This window comes from Pseudidiomarina atlantica (genome assembly GCF_000753735.1).
Lineage (GTDB): Bacteria > Pseudomonadota > Gammaproteobacteria > Enterobacterales > Alteromonadaceae > Pseudidiomarina > Pseudidiomarina atlantica.
In genome coordinates this window covers 205,012-222,347 of the sequence record NZ_JPIN01000001.1, presented here as the reverse complement: position 1 = coordinate 222,347, position 17,336 = coordinate 205,012, and the positions used below count along the sequence as shown (strand labels likewise).

Sequence of the window (17,336 nt, the reverse complement as noted above, 5' to 3'; positions counted from 1 at the left end):
CGTCCTAACTGCTGCTTTTTCCTCCAAATCCGACAATACAGCCACGTTCGCATACCGTATAATGCACGCTATTATTCGTAATTAGGATTCCGCTCTAAATGACCGCAGCACTGCAACTTTTCGCCACTTGCGCCAAAGGCCTCGAACCTTTGTTGTTTGATGAACTGAAACAACTCGGCCTCAGTGAAGTACAACAAACTATTGCCGGCTGTCGTTTCCAAGCGTCGCTACCTGAAGCCTATCGAGTTTGTTTATGGAGTCGTTTAGCCAGTCGTATCTTGCTACAACTCGGGCAAACTGAAGTTGGATTTAAACTAGAGAGTACCACGGCTGCTATTGCAGCGACGCCTTGGCATGAGCATTTCACGGCGAACGAAAGTTTTGTTGTCGACTTTACTGGGCAAAACCAACAAATTCGGCATACCCAATTTGGCGCACAATTAGTGAAAGACGGTGTTGTCGACCACTTCCGAGCGCAAGGCTTAGAACGCCCAAGCATCGATAAAGCAGAGCCCGATATTCGGATCCACGCGCACTTACACCACAATATACTGACTTGGTACCTTGATTTGAGCGGCGATGCACTTCATCGGCGCGGCTATCGCTTAGCGCAAGGCGCGGCACCAGTGCGTGAGACGCTTGCAGCTGCTATCGCGATGCGGGCAGGAGTAGATGAGTCCACTCAATTATTAGTCGATCCTTTCTGTGGATCAGGCACTTTATTGCTAGAAGCAGCGATGATCGTACTCGATCACGCTCCGGGACTCTTGCGCGAACGGTGGGGTTTCAACGCTTGGTTGCAGCATGACGATGTCACATGGCACGCACTGGTTGCTGAGGCTCAACAGCGTCTAACGAATGCCAAAGCTGCACGTTCACTTAAGATTTTGGGTGCTGATAACGATCCGAAGGTCCTTGCGATTGCTGACCAGAATGCGCAACGACTTGGTTTTACTGATTTTTGCGAATGGCGCGCACAAGACGCAACTCAGTTTACTCTACCAGAGGAATTAGCGGGGCAGACCGGTTTATTGCTTTGCAACCCCCCTTATGGCGAGCGATTAGGCGAGGAGGTCGAGACACTGTTGCTTTATCGCCGATTTGGCCAACGGTTGCGCACTAGTTTTGCCGGCTGGCAAATCGCTATTCTGGCGGGCGATGAGTCATTGCTAAAGCGCTTAAAATTGCGTAGTCATAAGAAATATAAGCTGTTCAACGGCGCTTTAGATGTCATATTGGCCCTTTATGATCTCAATAAAGAACAAATTGAATTTACAAAAGAGCAATCCAGCGATCTCGCAAATAGACTTAAGAAAAATTATCAGAAACTCGAGAAATGGGCGGCAAAAGAAGGGGTTAGTGCTTGGCGCGTGTACGATGCAGACCTTCCTGAGTACAACGCAGCAGTGGACGTTTACAACGATCACCTCGTGATTCAAGAATATGCAGCACCAAAAGACATTCCACCGGCCGTGGCCAAAGAGCGCTTGTGGTTTTTACTCGATACTTTAGCTGAAGTTCTGCCGTTCACTGCGGCGAATATGCACCTTAAAGTTCGTCAGAAACAAAGTGGTAAAAGCCAGTACCAGCGCCAGCAACTGCGCAATATTACCACTGTCGTGCATGAGTATGAGGCACAGTTCTTGGTCAATCTGAGTGATTACCTGGACACCGGGCTGTTTTTAGATCATCGTTGGGCGCGCCGTCAGTTGGCCAAGATGAGTGCGGGCAAAAACATTCTTAATTTATTTGCGTATACCTGCACCGCGTCCGTTCACGCCGCGTTAGCGGGAGCCAAGCAAGTTACTTCGGTGGATTTATCGAAAACCTACTTGGCGTGGGGCGAACAGAATTTCCAGCTGAACGGCCTGCAACCGCGACAACATCCTTTGGTGCAAGCTGACTGTCTACAATGGTTACAAGAACAACGGCCGCAGCAAAGGTTTGATGTGATTTTCTTGGATCCGCCGACGTTCTCGAATTCGAAGCGCATGCATGACGTGCTTGATATTCAGCGTGACCATGTGATGTTACTAAAACTTGCCGCGCGTCTGCTCAAAGATGATGGGGTAATTTTGTTTTCGAATAATAAGCGTAAGTTCAAACTTGATGAAGAAGGGCTTGCCGAAGCTTTCCTGCGCGCCGAGAATTGGACTGAGCGTTCTATCAGCACTGACTTTGCGCGACACAAAGGTATTCACCACTTGTTCAAGGTGACCCATTGGCATGACTGAGTTTTATCTTTTGAGTAAACCCAACTGTCCGCTTTGCGATGAAGCTTTGCGTATGCTCAACAGTTTGCAATTGGAAGAACCTCTGCGTTTGCATTGGGTCGATATCAGCCAGCAAGCGGATTTACTCGAAGAGTATGCTTGGCTGATCCCAGTTTTAGTGCGTGCCACCGACGACGCCGAGCTACGCTGGCCATTTGACCCAACGACCTTGCTGGAGTTTATTGAGCAATGACAGTATTACGCATTCAACAAGCACAATTAGCTTTTGGTCGTGAACCCATTCTTGACCATGTCGACCTTGTCATCGAAGCTGGTGAACGTTTGTGTTTGGTCGGCCGCAATGGCGCGGGTAAATCTACTTTGTTAAAAGCAATAGCAGGCGACCTGCAACTAGACGATGGCATCGTCCAAGCCGTCGGAGATACCGTTGTTGCGCGTTTGCCGCAAGATCCCCCCGCAAATTCAGCACAACTGGTGTATGACTACGTTGCCGAAGCACTTGCCGATGTCGGTAAGGTGCTCAAACGCTACCATGAGATCTCGCAACAACTCACCGCAAATCCGAGCGATGATAGCTTGATGAACCAGCTGGCAAATCTGCAAACCCAGTTAGAAGCCAACAATGGCTGGCAACTACAAACCCGTATTGAACAAACCCTCACGCGCTTGGGTTTAGATCCCGAACTATCGATGCAATCGCTATCTGGAGGTTGGTTGCGCCGCGTGGCCTTAGCTCGCGCGTTGGTGGTAGCACCTGATTTACTGCTATTAGATGAGCCTACTAACCACCTTGATATCGACATGGTGCGGTGGCTTGAGCAAGTATTATTAGATTTTAATGGCGCCGTACTCTTCATCAGCCATGACCGAATGTTTATTCGCCGTTTAGCAACACGAATTATTGATCTGGATCGCGGTCAGTTGACATCGTTTCCGGGTGACTACGATCAGTACCTCGTGGCAAAACAAGAGTTACTCGAAATCGAAGCAAATCAAAATGCTGAGTTTGATAAAAAGCTCGCACAAGAAGAGACCTGGATCCGACAAGGCATCAAAGCCCGTCGCACCCGCAATGAAGGTCGTGTACGGGCGCTTAAAGAGTTACGCAAAGAGCGTCAGCAGCGACGCGAACAGCAAGGCTCTGCACGCCTAGCGCTGCAGCAAGGACAGCGTTCAGGCAAGCTAGTATTCGAAGGTGAAGGAATTCAACTTGCATTTGATGGGCGCCCGATACTCCGTGACTTTAATCTTACCTTGCAGCGCGGTGATCGCATTGCGTTGGTGGGACCAAATGGCTGCGGAAAAAGTACACTTATCCGAGTCATCTTGGGACAGCAGGCAGTCGATAGTGGGCAGGTTAAACTTGGTACTAATCTAGAAGTTGCTTATTTCGACCAACATCGCGCCTTACTTGATCCACAGAAATCAGTCGCAGAAAATGTTGGTGACGGCAAACAGGACATCACTTTCAATGGCCGAACGCGCCATATTTTGAGTTACTTGCAGGATTTCCTGTTTGCCCCACAACAAGCACGCACGCCTGTGCATGCGCTATCTGGTGGTGAGCGTAATCGAGCGCTCTTGGCAAAGCTCTTTTTGCAACCGAGCAATTTACTCGTGCTCGATGAGCCAACCAACGATCTCGATATCGATACCCTAGAACTGCTGGAACAAATTATTGCAGATTACCCTGGCACCGTTATCTTAGTCAGCCACGACCGTGAATTTGTGAATAACACCGCAACGAGTATTTTATTATTCGAGGGTGAGGGCAGGGTCACCGAGATTGTCGGCGATTTTAATGATGTCGAGCACTATTTAACACATCAAAAAAGCTCGGGAACTAAATTACCGGCACAGCAGTCAGAAAAGCCTGCAAGCATAGGTTCTCCGACGCCGAAGAAAAAGTTATCCTATAAGCTACAACGCGAGCTCGATTTACTGCCAGAACACATCGAGGCGCTGGAAGCTGAGTTAGAAGAACTGCAAGTACAAGCGGGAGATGCTGCGTTTTATACGCGCCCGCACACAGAAACCGCGCCTGTTTTGGAACGCTTGGCAGCCATTGAAGAACAACTTATGGTTGCGCTTGAGCGTTGGGAAGAACTCGAAAATTTACAAAAAGAGAGTAGTTGAAGCACGTATGAAACAATTTACTTTAGGGGTGTTGGGCGTTGCTGTTGCAACAGCGATGATTCCAACTACACAGGCTGATACCTATGATTATCAGCAACTTGAAACACCGGAGACAGTGGAACACTTGTTCCCAACCGCACTCAATAATAATCGTCATGCAGTAGTTTTAGGACAGTTTCCTACCGACTTAGAAATCGATTTAACCCGTTTACAGCCCAGTACTTTGGCATCGCTCGGTATCGATCCTAACGATGAAGACTTAGATCTGGAAAATTACGAATTAAGTTACGTGCAATACAATCGACTGGTCGGAATCTTGCGTGACGGCTCAAGCCCATTACTCGAAAATCCGCGTATTTCATATAACTTTGCTGGTTTTTTTAATGGCCAGGATGTCACCTTCAATGAGTTTTTCAATGATACTGACCCACAAACGCCAGAAACCGCCGATAGCACTGACCATTATTTTTATGGTCTAAATAACAACGATGTGCGTGTAGGCTGGGGTACAGCTCCTTATCGCTACGAAGACTTTACCTATACCGGTGGTACTGAGGAGCAGCCTGAAGAAATCACGATTAGCTACGCACAACGCGATTTTACGCGTCAGGCGCTGTGGTCTAATGGTATCACCAGCAAAACTTATGCGGCTCCTGAGCAGAGCTTCCTTGGTGGCGAAACAGTCATGATGGATATCAGCGACACGAATTACGCTGCTGGTTTTGTCAGTGTTGCCTTGAGTCCGCAATCGGTTGAAACTGCGGAAAACTGTCAAACGGCAGTAGATGAAGGTACGACCAATCGTTCGGTGTATGTGTGTATGTGGCAACGTTGGTACAGCTTGCAGAATAGTATTGCGCAGAACCTTCAAGACTTTTACACCAACAACCAGATTCGTACCAATCAATCGATTTACGATATGGCCGCAACGGTTTGGCAGCTCGACGCAAACGGTGAGGTTATTTCTTCGCAGCAGTACGGCACTCTAATGGACCGTGGTGAAGAAGATGAAAACGACTTCTCAAGTTATGCCTACGCAGTGAATAACCAAGGTGTTGCCGTTGGCCAAAGTTGGACCTATTACGAAGGTATCGAAGAAGTGGGCCGGCGCATTAAAATGCCAGCAATCTTTATCGATGGTGAAGTGAAGGCGATCACTGAAGATCCAGAATATGTCTGGGGCTCGGCCAACGACATCAATGATGACAACGAGGTTGTCGGTTTCCTTATCAAACGTATTCAGGGTATCCAACGTTATGTCGGCTTTATTTACGACATCGATACCGATACTTTGACTGAACTGCCTGGATTCTTCATCGGCTCAAGTACTTTCCCAAATGAAATCAATAATGACGGCTTGATCGTTGGCTCTGGTGAAATTGAAGCCTCACTTTCAACACAACGCCGTCGTGTTGGCTTTATTTACGATAGTCGTGACGCGGACGCACGCTTTGTAAATTTAAACGATACCGTAGATTGTGATGCGAACCTTTTCATCGCAAGCGCCGATGCGATTAATGATAACGGTGAAATTGCTGCGACAATTGTGAAAGAAGAGTCGCGTACAGGTGACGAAGGCGAGACCTTTGACCTGCAAATCGCCAAAACCATTATCATGGATCCAACCGGTGGTGAGCTGAATGCTTGTTCAGTCGAAGACAACAAAATTGAGCGTCAAGGCGCCGCCACAGGTCTATTGGGTTTTATTTCTATGTTATTGATCGGTGGGCTTATTACGGTCCGTCGCTGGTTTCGAGTTTAATTAGCAAACTTGTTCTAAAAAAAGCTTAGGATAGATCTGACGCTTTTTCAGTAGCTTAGCAAGCCAGCTGAAAAAGCGTTTTTTTTTGCTATTGAACTCCCGTCCGAAGTTGCTATCTATTATTACAAGAGTGAAATAAATCGCTCTTAGAAAAACAGTTAAGAACATGAACAACTGGACGAGGAAGTAAATGATGAAAAGACAGAAACGCGATCGCTTAGAACGAGCTCATGCTCAAGGTTTTAAAGCAGGTGTAGCGGGGCGCTCAAAAGAGCTTTGTCCATATCAAAATCAGGAAATTCGCTCCCAGTGGCTAGGCGGTTGGCGTGATGCGCAAGAAGCGCGCAGTGTAGGCCTCTATCGTTGAAAAAATTAACAGCATAAATTAAAGCCCGCACGAAGCGGGCTTTTTCTTGTCTCAATTCGGCTCCGAACTAGAACGTAGACGTATCGGTAAACAAGCCTACTTTCAAATCTTTCGCAGTGTAGATAGTTCTACCATCGACTTCGACACGACCATCGGCCATGCCCATAAATAATTTACGTTTGATCACTCGTTTCATATCGATGTGATAGGTCACTTTTTTAGCGGTCGGTAAGATTTGCCCCGTGAATTTGACTTCACCTACACCCAATGCCCGGCCACGACCTGGACCACCAGCCCAAGCAAGAAAGAAACCGGTTAGCTGCCACATTGCGTCGAGTCCGAGACACCCAGGCATCACTGGGTCACCTTTAAAATGGCAGCCAAAAAACCAAAGATCTGGATGAATATCAAGCTCAGCGTGAATATAGCCTTTGCCAAACTCACCACCATCGTCGTTAATAGTGACGATACGGTCCATCATCAACATGTTGGGCGCAGGAAGTTGACTATTACCAGGTCCAAACATTTTGCCTTCTGCACAGTCAAGAAGGTCTTGGCGAGTAAAACTAGCTTGTGTCATAAATACCTTGTCGTTGACGAATCAAGTGCTCGCTAGATTAGCGAACACTTGTACGCTAAACAAGTCCGACAAGTAATGTTTACCAAATCCTTTTGTACCAGGGAGCTTCCGGTTCGCAATGTTGTAGTTCAGCTAGGCGTTTTTCAATACGAGCGTACAGCTGTTGTTGATTCTCACCAGTCAGCAATGCAAGCGCCTCGGCAACATCGTCTATCGCGTAAACGTGGTACTTATTCGCTTTCACTGCCTCAATAATTTGTGGTTCCAAATTGAGTTGCGATAAGTTGGCACGAGGAATAATCACCCCTTGTTTACCATTAAGGCCGCGCGCTTGGCACAACTCAAAGTGCCCTTCAATTTTCTCATTCACTGCGCCAATCGCTTGTACTCGGCCAAATTGATCGACGGCACCGGTAATCGCCAACCCCTGCGCAACCGGAGCTTCAGCAAGCGCGGACAACAAGCAGCACAGCTCAGCCAGTGAGGCGCTGTCGCCATCAACTTCGTAGTAAGACTGTTCAAAGACAATAGTTGCCGATAAGCGCATTTCTTCGCTGCGGGCAAACACATTGGCAATGTAGGCCGATAAAATCATCACGCCTTTCGTGTGAATATTACCGCTCAGTTCCGATTTCCGATCGATATCGATGATATCGCCATCGCCGTAGTGCACAGTTGCGGTGATCCGTGCGGCTTCACCAAACTCTGTGCCACCGATGGTAACCACTGTAAGGCCGTTAACTTGACCTACCACAGCATCTTCGGTGGCAATATAAACCTGACCTTCGAGGACTTGGCGACGGCTTAGTTCAGCAATATACCCCTCGCGAAATAACCGCTGTTGCAAGACCGTTAAAATAGCTTCAGCGTCAATGCTTGTCCGTTGTTGTTTCTTAGCAAAGGCATCGGCTTCGCGCAAAAACTGCATCAATGCAATTGTATCGAGTGCTAACTCGGTCTGATAATCACTTAGCCGCGAGGCGTATTTCAGTAGATAAGGTAGGGCAGATGCATCGACGGGTAAAGTCGCTGCTTCGCGCTCAACATAAGCTAAGTAATCAAAGTAGGGCACCAATTCATGCTGTGCCAGAGAATAATGTGCCGAGAAGTCCGCAAGATAAGGAAACAAATTATCGAAATCGCGATCTAATTCGCGTAACTGGGCATAGATATTACGATCACCGAGTAGCAAGACTTTCAGGTGAATCGGCACGGGCTCTGGTTGATAATAAGCCGCAATATTTGCTTCGCCCGGTTGTGGCCAGTGAAAGAGACTGGTGCGCAGTACATATTTTAACTTACGCCATAGCCCCGGTTGCGATAGCAATTCTTCGGCATCAATCGCTAACACGCCGCCGTTTGCTTTTAACAATGCGCCTGGCTGAATTAAATGAAGTTCAGAAGTGATGGTACCCGCCACCGACTGCAAACGAATGCTGCCGAATAGGCTCGCGTCTGTCACCCGATCACATAAAACAAATTCATCTTGCTGTGCTTCAGTTTCGACAATTATCGTCGCCAACTCATTGCCCGGCAGGTCATCAAAAGTTTTGTCTTGCACCCGCGCTACATACGCTTGAAAACGCTCAGTAGGGAAGTCTTGTTGCAACTGCTGAAGCAATTCAGTGCGTTGTTTAACGTCGGTCTGAAACAACGCCATGAGCTGTTCTAGAGCGGTCCGAGCTTGACCTGCGGGAACATTCACGCACAATGGCTCGCTGGCGGAGTCAGGGTTAGCTAGATAGAGCCAATCAAAACGTTCGAAATGCAACCATTGATGTCGCGCCTGAACTTCCTGTAACACGTCAACAATGCGCAGGCCAGGCGTGGTCACCACAAAGCCGTGCGCGTATCGACCGCCGATCAGCATAGTTTGTTCAATCGCCGTCAAAGCCCGCGTTTGCCCGACCAAAGGATCAGGTTTGACTGCAGCTGGACGCTGTTGCGCCCAAGACTCGACAGGGGGTTGAAGCTGATCAGCAGCGACACGCATAGAGTAAATCCTTATTATTCAGCAGATGTTGCGATAGGCTCGACATCATACCCTAGATCACGCAGAAGTTGGACTACTCCAGCTTCGCCACCAAGATGACCTGCGCCAACCGCTATAAACTCACTGCCTTCAGCCTGCAATTCCGCGTCTAGCTTGGTTTGCCAATCACGGTTACGGTTGTCGAGCAGTAATTCAGTATATTCGGCATAGGCATCCATCCCCGCAATCATGTCATACAAGCTTTGCGAATCCTCGGCAAGATACAATTCAAGCATCTTCGCGAATTCTTCTTTAGCTTTATCAGGCTGTTCCAAAGATTCAATCAACCACTGAACTTGTTCTTGATGCGGAATTTGTTCAAATACACCGAATTGAAAATCAACGGTTTCAAGCCCATCTACGCTTTTGCCTTGGCCCATAGCCTGTTGCACGAAATAGCCCTCAAACGACATTTGCTGGGCACAGCCCATCTGCGTCGTCATGACCATAGTACTGAGAATGAAAGGGCGCATACCATCAAACGCAGCCAGACCCGCACCAAAATTGTTCATCAAGAACGCATCAAGCATTGCTTGTTGATCTTCACTCAAATGCGCAGAAATTCTATTTCCTTCGGGATCCATTAACTTAGTTTGCATGGCTTGCATGGCCTCAGCATCATCCATATCAAGTTCCAAAATGACGCGATCAGATTCCTGCAAAGCGGCTTGTGTTGATTCAGCAACCTTAAAATCTTCCGCGCAAATTAGGTGGATGGTGCCGAACAGGTAAGACGGTTCCTGCATCTCATTACCGCTAATTTTATACAGCAGTGATGCTTGGGCTGTGCTCAAAGACAATAGACCAGCACCAACGAGCGTTGCGAGTTTAGACATTTTCATACTTGCTTCCTTATTGAAGTTAACAATGCATTAACGAGAAGCATTCTAAACCGCTCGCAAATTGATTGCCATGAACAGCAACGACAAGAACTGCAACAAATCGTGAATAAATGAGCGCGAAATGACCTTCACAACAACCTTAAATTTATTGCGCATAATGTATATTTATTGGAATGGCTAAACGCCATTCATGCGCTTGATAATAGTTCGCAGTTCTTCCGATTCCCCAAGTATCCGGTTTAACCTTTCCTCCAATTCTTTGTAAGCACCTGGTAAAGAGCGGAACCGAGCCGACAAGGTTCGGGCTTGCCACTTGTACTGTTTTAAATACTCAACTTCAGCAGCCGGGAAGTTTCCCCAGGGCGTATGCAATTCAGTTCCTACAATTTGCCAGGTATCAAAAGGCGCATATTCAGGAAGATAGCCACGCGCCATAATGGAAACTAATCGCCTGGCTAAAGGATTCGGATTGCCCTGGTACCAACGCAAAATAGTTTGTTCAGAAACGCCCAGGTCAGCCGCAGCAGCAGCAAAATTAAAGCCGTAGACGGTAACAAAATCGGTTTTAAATTGGTGATCCACGCTAAAAACTCCCCAATAAGCCGATAAGTATAGTATTTTCATAAGGTTAAGCGAATATGAGGTGTGTTATTGATGATGGGGTTTTGCCAAAAATGGCACAAAAGTCCAGTATTACCTTACCTTTTGCCCGTTCGGGTTTAGGTGAGGAATTGTTCGGGTTAGGTGTGTACTTTCCTTTTTCGAGTTCCTTTGGCGTGACGCTTCCTCGCAAAAACGAATACTCGCTTCGCTGCGTGTTCGTTTTTGACTGCGGCGAGCGTTAGCCGTTTTTTGTGAAAGCGATTTTTTTGATTTTTTCGTGCAGAAAGACGGGTTCAGCTTTTCAAACCAGGTTCATTAGTGAATGCGAAAAGCGTCTTGCAAAGCGATTTGTTCGATAATGACTAGGCGGTAATCGTCACATTTTATCTGAGCAACAGACGTTAGTGCTTCGATTAACCGTTCCTTTTCCGTTGGATAGTTCGGCATACCAGGGCAAACATTGTTTGACGCTAAAAAACTGTCTGCAACCTGGTCGGCCAGTAACGAACCAGACCGCAATCCCTCGAATATCTCAACCAAAAACATAAATGAATCTTTCATAACCACCTAATTATAATTAACCAACAAATACTTTTGACCACCATACACCAACATCGGAGTTTGGTTGCTGCTCAACGTAAACTGATAACCATACTGAATCAAATCATCAAACGTAAACAACAACCGTTCTTGGTAAGATTTCGATTGTGCCTGGTCGTTGTTATTTCGAGCAAAATCACCATCTTGGTTTTCACCTGGTGAACTGCTGCCGGAAGCCTGGGCTTTATAACTAATCACATTTTCAGTGAAACAATTAAGGTAATACGTTCGAACAGTACGACCACTCGAATCCCTAATATCTTCATGGCCGGCTAACGATAGCTTTTGACAAAGCGAGTTCAACGGGTGAGGTTGATTCGATAACGCAGTAATCGGCAAAACCTCACTTTCTACTTGCTGAATCGATCGCGGAGCCTGGGAAAAATTGCTTCCATTATCCAATCCACCAGGAACCACAGCAACAGAACTATCTGCGACACTAACAGCACCGCCAGAATGGTTTGAAGAATCACCATTAGAACCACCAAAAAGACGAAAATAAGCCAGAAAAAGAAGCAAAACAAGGACAACAGCAACAACGATGAAAAAATACGCCTTACGAGGGAGTTTGAATTTGTAATTGTGCCTGTCAGCCGAGTGATACAAACCGAAAAAGGTTTTATCAGATTGGATCGTTTGTTTATCTGCTGATTGTTTAGCATGGTAATCATCAGGATCATCAGCACAATCGGGAAAACCATATTTGATAACGCGATTCATGCCCAATTTACGGACAAAATGATAATGATTCACCACCAGGCGACGAATATTCGAATCAATGAGTTTCGGGTGCTGTGTAATGAGAAAAACATCACCGCCAGAGTGCCGGACGGTTTCAAACTCGGAAATATGTTTAGGAACCTCGGAACCAGGGCGACGAGGTAAAAACCAACGCTGGCATTCATCAACGACAATACGACAAGGACGCGGCAGCAGATGCCAATCCGTAGGATTATCAAAACTAATCCAATGCAAATTAAATTGTTCTAGTTGATCGAAAGTCGCATCAGGGTTAATCGCTAAATAATTTTCAAGAGGTTCTAACCGAGAACTGGAATAAACGCGACGACACCAGGATAACCAAAGCTGCAAACCCCCGTCATATTGCCAGGCATCAAATTGTTGTTCCAAATGGGGAACATCTTTGAGTTCAACCCGTCTTTTTTGGTTATGACAGCGTTCCATTAGAAGCTGATAGTGTTCTTTATCGTTACCTTGTAAAGATGGACGAAAAACACCGTAAAAGAAGCCCTGGAAAGAATTACAGACAGAATAATCAAGAAACATCAACGGAATGTTGTGATAAAAGACCACCCGGTTTTGATGATCTTTATCCTGAACAATCATTTTAATGGTGTTAAGGGTCTTATTTGCACCTGGGCGACCCGTGATTAAAGTTAAAGAATACATATTAACCCCAGATAGTTGTTAAAGCGTGCAACCTGGCGACTGCGTTCGCTCATGTTGCACGCTGCTTTTTAAGTCACCCAATTTTCAGGTTTACGCATAGAGAACTTTGAAGCACTGATACCGCCAACAACACCGCGCAGCACAAGAGAAGCCGAAAAGCCACCGAATACAATCGGCAGAAACTCAAACATGCCCATTGTATTAATGCTGACTAATAGCATTTCAGGCATACCAGAAACATTGCTTAGAATTTCGTTATAAATAGCGGTTAAGGCAAAGGAGCCGAGTTCATAGGTTGCCCAACCTGCACCGACAGAATAAAGCGCACCTATGGCTAAATCACCGATGTGGGTGATAAACCAAAAGCCGAACCAACTACGAAACTTGGTGAAGATACCAAGTAAAAAGGTGCCAAAAGTAATAAGCGGTCCTGCTAGAGGAACAAGTATTCCCGCAAAAGGTATAGGCATTAGAAAAGCCCCCATAACAAAATCATGAGCGGATAATGAAACACATAAATTTCGTAGGTGTGTTTACCGTACTTGGAAAAAAGATTCAGACGAGGTAACTGCAACCCAAACGAATAGCAAAGGCAGCCCATATAAAACGCAACAAATAAAAACGGGTGTCCAAGTAGCGTAAACAGCAAAATCAACAGCACAAAGGCAAAGCGCGACCAGTACCAGGAGGAACCCAAGAGCAGTGGCAGCAGCGCATACAAATAGATTTCATAAGGTAATGACCAAAGAGGGGCGTTAGTTGGTATCGTGCCGAAAAAGGGATTCAGAAATACCAAATTCGAAAGATACTCTAACGGATTACCACCGACCAGGATAAAAACGACTGCACCCAACACCAGGGCAAATACATAGGTCGGTACAATACGGAAAAAGCGTTTTTCATAAAACTGTTTGGTTGAGTTTCGAGTGCGAATGGAATGCGTGTTCACCCAACCAGAGATAAAAAAGAAGCAAGCGACCGCGATATAACTAATCGTTTCATTTACCGGGTTATTCAAATTCCCGGTTGAAAATTCATAGACATGGCTTAAAAGAACGATAGCGCAAGCAATCACACGCAACGAATCCAACGTTGTGGAAGTATCCCAGGTGATTTGAGGGTAAGCGCGAGCCGCAAGCGTGGTCATTAGCCAAAACTCCTAACCATCACACGCGCAACGATAAAATAGGCTATCGCTAACAAAATATAGCGAACACCGCCCAGGGAATCACAAACAGGTTTAGAGTTGAAATCTAAATTGCCGAAAGACAAAGCCATCGGCAAGGTTTCCGGGCATGTAGCAGTTACCGAATATTCATCAAATTGCGAAATTTCCTGGTCAAGATTAATGATTTGTTCCGGTAGTTCTTGCTCCGTTAAAGGCTGCCAATTGGTACAGCGACCCGTTACAGGGTCAGGCGTACAATCAAGCGCATCAATTGAAACGTTTTCTTCATTTCCCCAACCTGCCGGATCGTCACCACCACCGGAGCCGCCACCGCTCGAAGTACCATTGGCGCGAACTGCGCGTTCTATATCGGATAAACCGGACGCATTGGCTTTTGCCAAATCAGATAAACCCTGGACAATGAACTGCGAGTTTTTGTCGTGATTTTCATTACGTTTATTGACGGATTCAGCCATACCATCAAGCAAAGCGTTTGTTTGTGTCCTGGTTTCAAATTCGATTTTTTGACCGAGATATGAGGCAGATTCATCGTTTGTTGGCTCGGCAGGGTCGGTGCCTGGTGTCGTGCCAGGTGAGCCACCATCACCGCCTAAATCACCACCGTCGATAGGTGTTGAGGGTTCTAAAGGGTCGCTACCGGGTGAATTGCCACCGCTGCCGCCACCAGAACAGATTTCACCCGAAGCAGTGTATTCCCATTGTTCGACACCACCACCGAAACCGATGCCGATTTCGCCACGAGTGAACGTGCATGAATAACCTTGCGGATTACCATCAGTGATAGTCGTACATTCATCACCGTTATCAGGTGCCCAAAACGAAGTACCGCTATTCGCTAAGTCCTGGCAAAAAGCTTCGTGGGCTCCGTCGATGCTGCACGTGCCATCACCGTTGTCGATTGGGTGAGAAGATGGGCAAGATTGGGTAGAACCAGATGCGGTTGTATAAAATGCAAAACCACTTTTTTCTGCATCGGGATTAGAATTGGCATATTTTACGATAAAGACATAATGAACATAGTTAGAGTAGGTATTCTTTACAGTATAGCCGTCCAAAGTGCGCGTTTGATCATTAAAGTTCGCGTTGTATGCCAATGCCGCATTATAACATTCATCAAGGGACGCAAAATTACCCATAGAAACAGCGTTGGGATCGGTACTATGCCAATAGGAAGAACGGCACTGGTAAGTATCTATTTCTACTTTTGGAACGGTATCTTGTGCAAAAGAAGAATTAAAAAACCCCACCGCAAGTGCAACGGCAAGGAACAACAAGCGGCAGGGTCGGGAAAGCATAACGTTATACACTCAATCAGAGAAAAGAATGTATAACGCCATGAGTCCAGTAATAATCAAAACATCATCAACAGTAAACATGGCGTTATACTCCAGGTTTCAGGGCTTAACTGAAAATCATGCCCTTGACCCATTTGTAACCAATTGCCAAGAAAGCCATGGCAATGATTGCACCACCCACGATTGCAGCGTTACCACCGAAATCAGTTTCAAACTGTGTAGCCGCAGCTTGAACACCAGACGGTTCGGTAGCCATTACCGCACCAGTTAAAAGCACAGATGAAACAACTGTGCCGACCTTAAGTAGCTTTTTCATAGCTCGTCCTTAACGGTTAAAAATCATTCTCACAAGTGTCTTAGTACCCCAAGCCGCTAGGAGAATGATAACTAGCGACGGGAGTATTTGGAGGAACTGTTCAGCCGTTAAACCGACTGAAGCAGTTTCCGCCCAAACCATAGGTTCAGGACATGACCCATTTATCGGATCGACCGGGCAGACCTGAACCCAACTCATTAAGCGACCTTAGCAACCGCAGTCGGCTGCGCAAGGATATTGTTTTCTACGTTCGATAAGTTGTACTGCATACCTGCGTTACCATTCTTGGTGGCATAAACGCGAGGATAGACAACAACAAAAACGTCTTTTCCGGTTAGCTTTTCAATAGCGGTATGAAACGCAGCATTCATAATTTTTTCGGAAACTTGCACTTCTTGAACGTCAGTTTGTCCAGGGAAACCGTTTACGACAGGCACCTCGATTCCCAAGAAATGACGTATCCAGGGTTGCCCGTCTTTGCCTGGTCGTTGGTCGATGCGAGTACCCACCAAACGGCCGGCTAACAACGTACCTGCGAAACCAGAATTTAAGTTAGATTGCGACATTGAAATCACCTCGTTTAATCATGTATGGAAGCAAGTGGTTAGGAACTTCTACGGGTTTAGCTTCAATCACCCGTAAAAGAGGTACGACATTGTTACGCGCTGCGCGTGGAGGTGGCAGCGATATATCAACGCCCAGGCGCGAAGAAATTTCGCGTCGGTGGCGATAAAAAGTAGTAGTAGATAAATGGCTTTTCATATCGAAGCCGTTGAGCCATAACTCATAAGTACCACGCAAAGCGTTAGGCAGAGATAAAGCTGCGGACTGGGGAATGCGGTGAACGTCAGACATATCAATGCGCTCCATATAGGAGTTGAATAAAGTAGAGCAAAATTTGGGCGTTAAATCGGAGCCGTAAATATCAGCATTATCGAGTTGTTGTTCTGCAATCTTTTGCAATTCCTTGCTACGAATAACGACTTCTGCGCGAAGTTTTCCATCAGTCCAAGCCGGGATAGGGGAGTTCAACAGATGTAAAGGAATTTTGTTTTTCAGAATCTCACGATGTTTGTTATAAAACTTAACCGACCATCGACGCGAATGCTTTTGGAAATAAACAGTGCCACGGGTAATTTCCGGTTTACCGCTGCGCGAACGTGACATAACAGAAGCAGACTGTAACCAGTGATCGACGTTTTCAGACGTTCCACAATCGTAACTAGCTGTTAAGTCAACCCGTTTAACCTTGAACTCCCCATTCATAATGCGCTTAAGCTGAAACGGATAAATAGGTATTTGACACTGGTTTAACGCTTGCTGTACACCAGCAGCAACCAGAAAAGGAATATCAAGAGAACCAAAAACATTGTGACCCTGGAGGAATTTTGCAAAATTTCCGTCCAGGTATAATTGTGTGCCAATTCTTGAGCCATCGTCGCGAGTAATAACATTGTTTGTCTTAACCTGGATAGATGATTCGAAAGACGACCGAACAGTTGTACGCTTCACAATCGTCCGGGTTACATTCCCATCAGCGTCGCAATCAATAAGCGCACCAGAGGGGATAGGTTCATGCGGACATTCAATGACGACCGTTAACCAATCACACATAAGCGACATTTTAAGAACCTCGTTTAGAACGCCATACCGCGTAAGCGATACAAGCGGCAATAAAAAGGGGAAGTAAAATGCTATGGTTCACTTCGTCACCTCGTCCAAGCAGAACAAGTATTTTGACTTTGCTCGTTCAAGACGAGTAACGGCAGCTTTATGATCGTCTTGTCGCTCCTGGAGAACTGCGCGAGCGGTGTCGTATTCGTTCGTTAATTCCAACGACTGATAAGAATCCACTTTCACGCAATCACGAGAATATTTGCGAGCTAGGTCGCGGAGGTCGTTCCGCAGCATCAAGATGCACTTAGTGTGATATTTGAGATCAGCGTTAATGGCTGAAAGGGTCAATTGAG

General features: G+C 46.3%; 17 protein-coding genes. 5 read left to right on the top strand and 12 right to left on the bottom strand.

Features of this window, described 5'->3' with window-relative positions; translation table 11 throughout:
- The first annotated feature begins 98 nt into the window (after positions 1-98).
- The 5 genes from rlmKL (at position 99) to rmf (ending at position 6,499) form a co-directional block, all read left to right on the top strand.
- On the top strand, positions 99-2,234 hold the full coding sequence (gene rlmKL / locus IDAT_RS01110; RefSeq protein ID WP_034729417.1) for a bifunctional 23S rRNA (guanine(2069)-N(7))-methyltransferase RlmK/23S rRNA (guanine(2445)-N(2))-methyltransferase RlmL: 2,136 nt from the start codon (positions 99-101) through the stop codon (positions 2,232-2,234).
- Positions 2,227-2,466: a glutaredoxin family protein gene (locus tag IDAT_RS01105; protein ID WP_034729414.1), complete on the top strand. Its 240-nt coding sequence runs from the start codon at positions 2,227-2,229 to the stop codon at positions 2,464-2,466. Before rlmKL ends, IDAT_RS01105 begins: the two co-directional genes overlap by 8 nt.
- Positions 2,463-4,370, top strand: coding sequence for an ATP-binding cassette ATPase Uup (uup, locus tag IDAT_RS01100; protein ID WP_034729412.1), 1,908 nt, complete (start codon positions 2,463-2,465; stop codon positions 4,368-4,370). Before IDAT_RS01105 ends, uup begins: the two co-directional genes overlap by 4 nt.
- Positions 4,371-4,377: 7 nt before the next feature.
- Positions 4,378-6,132 carry a DUF3466 family protein gene (locus IDAT_RS01095; protein WP_034729409.1) on the top strand — a complete coding sequence of 585 codons (1,755 nt, stop codon included), beginning with the start codon at positions 4,378-4,380 and terminating at the stop codon, positions 6,130-6,132.
- Positions 6,133-6,325: 193 nt separating this feature from the next.
- Entirely contained in the window at positions 6,326-6,499 is a 174-nt protein-coding gene (gene rmf, locus IDAT_RS01090) for a ribosome modulation factor (RefSeq protein ID WP_034729406.1), read from the top strand.
- A gap of 67 nt (positions 6,500-6,566) precedes the next feature.
- Here rmf and fabA read toward each other — a convergent pair whose 3' ends face one another.
- The 12 genes from fabA to IDAT_RS01025 form a co-directional block, all read right to left on the bottom strand.
- A complete protein-coding gene (gene fabA / locus IDAT_RS01085) occupies positions 6,567-7,079 on the bottom strand; it encodes a 3-hydroxyacyl-[acyl-carrier-protein] dehydratase FabA (protein WP_034729404.1) in 513 nt (170 codons plus the stop codon).
- A 79-nt stretch (positions 7,080-7,158) separates the two neighbouring features.
- Positions 7,159-9,072 carry an AAA family ATPase gene (locus IDAT_RS01080; RefSeq protein WP_034729402.1) on the bottom strand — a complete coding sequence of 638 codons (1,914 nt, stop codon included), beginning with the start codon at positions 9,070-9,072 and terminating at the stop codon, positions 7,159-7,161.
- 14 nt (positions 9,073-9,086) lie between these two features.
- Positions 9,087-9,953: a TraB/GumN family protein gene (locus tag IDAT_RS01075; RefSeq protein WP_051986491.1), complete on the bottom strand. Its 867-nt coding sequence runs from the start codon at positions 9,951-9,953 to the stop codon at positions 9,087-9,089.
- Positions 9,954-10,130: 177 nt separating this feature from the next.
- Complete coding sequence (locus tag IDAT_RS01070; RefSeq protein WP_034729400.1) at positions 10,131-10,535, bottom strand: hypothetical protein; 405 nt, start codon at positions 10,533-10,535, stop codon at positions 10,131-10,133.
- Positions 10,536-10,871: 336 nt separating this feature from the next.
- Positions 10,872-11,117 carry a hypothetical protein gene (locus IDAT_RS01065; protein WP_034729399.1) on the bottom strand — a complete coding sequence of 82 codons (246 nt, stop codon included), beginning with the start codon at positions 11,115-11,117 and terminating at the stop codon, positions 10,872-10,874.
- Between the two features lie 6 nt (positions 11,118-11,123).
- On the bottom strand, positions 11,124-12,566 hold the full coding sequence (locus IDAT_RS01060; RefSeq protein ID WP_034729397.1) for a zonular occludens toxin domain-containing protein: 1,443 nt from the start codon (positions 12,564-12,566) through the stop codon (positions 11,124-11,126).
- A 68-nt stretch (positions 12,567-12,634) separates the two neighbouring features.
- Positions 12,635-13,051 (bottom strand): DUF2523 family protein, encoded by a 417-nt coding sequence (locus tag IDAT_RS01055; RefSeq protein ID WP_156099461.1) that lies wholly within the window; start codon positions 13,049-13,051, stop codon positions 12,635-12,637.
- The gene (locus IDAT_RS01050) at positions 13,036-13,713 is read right to left on the bottom strand and encodes an acyltransferase family protein (RefSeq protein ID WP_034729394.1); all 678 of its coding nucleotides are present in this window, start codon (positions 13,711-13,713) and stop codon (positions 13,036-13,038) included. Before IDAT_RS01050 ends, IDAT_RS01055 begins: the two co-directional genes overlap by 16 nt.
- The gene (locus IDAT_RS01045; protein ID WP_156099460.1) at positions 13,713-15,050 is read right to left on the bottom strand and encodes a hypothetical protein; all 1,338 of its coding nucleotides are present in this window, start codon (positions 15,048-15,050) and stop codon (positions 13,713-13,715) included. Before IDAT_RS01045 ends, IDAT_RS01050 begins: the two co-directional genes overlap by 1 nt.
- Before the next feature lie 106 nt (positions 15,051-15,156).
- Positions 15,157-15,366, bottom strand: coding sequence for a hypothetical protein (locus tag IDAT_RS01040; protein ID WP_034729389.1), 210 nt, complete (start codon positions 15,364-15,366; stop codon positions 15,157-15,159).
- A gap of 197 nt (positions 15,367-15,563) precedes the next feature.
- Entirely contained in the window at positions 15,564-15,932 is a 369-nt protein-coding gene (locus tag IDAT_RS01030; RefSeq protein ID WP_034729384.1) for a DNA-binding protein, read from the bottom strand.
- On the bottom strand, positions 15,919-16,980 hold the full coding sequence (locus tag IDAT_RS01025) for a phage/plasmid replication protein, II/X family (RefSeq protein ID WP_162178382.1): 1,062 nt from the start codon (positions 16,978-16,980) through the stop codon (positions 15,919-15,921). Before IDAT_RS01025 ends, IDAT_RS01030 begins: the two co-directional genes overlap by 14 nt.
- Between the last annotated feature and the right edge of the window lie 356 nt (positions 16,981-17,336).

Coding starts and splice junctions, on each gene's coding strand:
- fabA (WP_034729404.1), bottom strand. CDS start 7,079: ATGACACAAGCTAGTTTTACTCGCCAAGACCTTCTTGACTGTGCAGAA.
- IDAT_RS01055 (WP_156099461.1), bottom strand. CDS start 13,051: ATGGGGGCTTTTCTAATGCCTATACCTTTTGCGGGAATACTTGTTCCT.
- IDAT_RS01025 (WP_162178382.1), bottom strand. CDS start 16,980: ATGTGTGATTGGTTAACGGTCGTCATTGAATGTCCGCATGAACCTATC.
- IDAT_RS01065 (WP_034729399.1), bottom strand. CDS start 11,117: ATGAAAGATTCATTTATGTTTTTGGTTGAGATATTCGAGGGATTGCGG.
- IDAT_RS01095 (WP_034729409.1), top strand. CDS start 4,378: ATGAAACAATTTACTTTAGGGGTGTTGGGCGTTGCTGTTGCAACAGCG.
- rmf (WP_034729406.1), top strand. CDS start 6,326: ATGAAAAGACAGAAACGCGATCGCTTAGAACGAGCTCATGCTCAAGGT.
- IDAT_RS01045 (WP_156099460.1), bottom strand. CDS start 15,050: ATGCTTTCCCGACCCTGCCGCTTGTTGTTCCTTGCCGTTGCACTTGCG.
- IDAT_RS01030 (WP_034729384.1), bottom strand. CDS start 15,932: ATGTCGCAATCTAACTTAAATTCTGGTTTCGCAGGTACGTTGTTAGCC.
- IDAT_RS01050 (WP_034729394.1), bottom strand. CDS start 13,713: ATGACCACGCTTGCGGCTCGCGCTTACCCTCAAATCACCTGGGATACT.
- rlmKL (WP_034729417.1), top strand. CDS start 99: ATGACCGCAGCACTGCAACTTTTCGCCACTTGCGCCAAAGGCCTCGAA.
- IDAT_RS01080 (WP_034729402.1), bottom strand. CDS start 9,072: ATGCGTGTCGCTGCTGATCAGCTTCAACCCCCTGTCGAGTCTTGGGCG.
- IDAT_RS01060 (WP_034729397.1), bottom strand. CDS start 12,566: ATGTATTCTTTAACTTTAATCACGGGTCGCCCAGGTGCAAATAAGACC.
- IDAT_RS01040 (WP_034729389.1), bottom strand. CDS start 15,366: ATGAAAAAGCTACTTAAGGTCGGCACAGTTGTTTCATCTGTGCTTTTA.
- IDAT_RS01075 (WP_051986491.1), bottom strand. CDS start 9,953: ATGAAAATGTCTAAACTCGCAACGCTCGTTGGTGCTGGTCTATTGTCT.
- IDAT_RS01105 (WP_034729414.1), top strand. CDS start 2,227: ATGACTGAGTTTTATCTTTTGAGTAAACCCAACTGTCCGCTTTGCGAT.
- uup (WP_034729412.1), top strand. CDS start 2,463: ATGACAGTATTACGCATTCAACAAGCACAATTAGCTTTTGGTCGTGAA.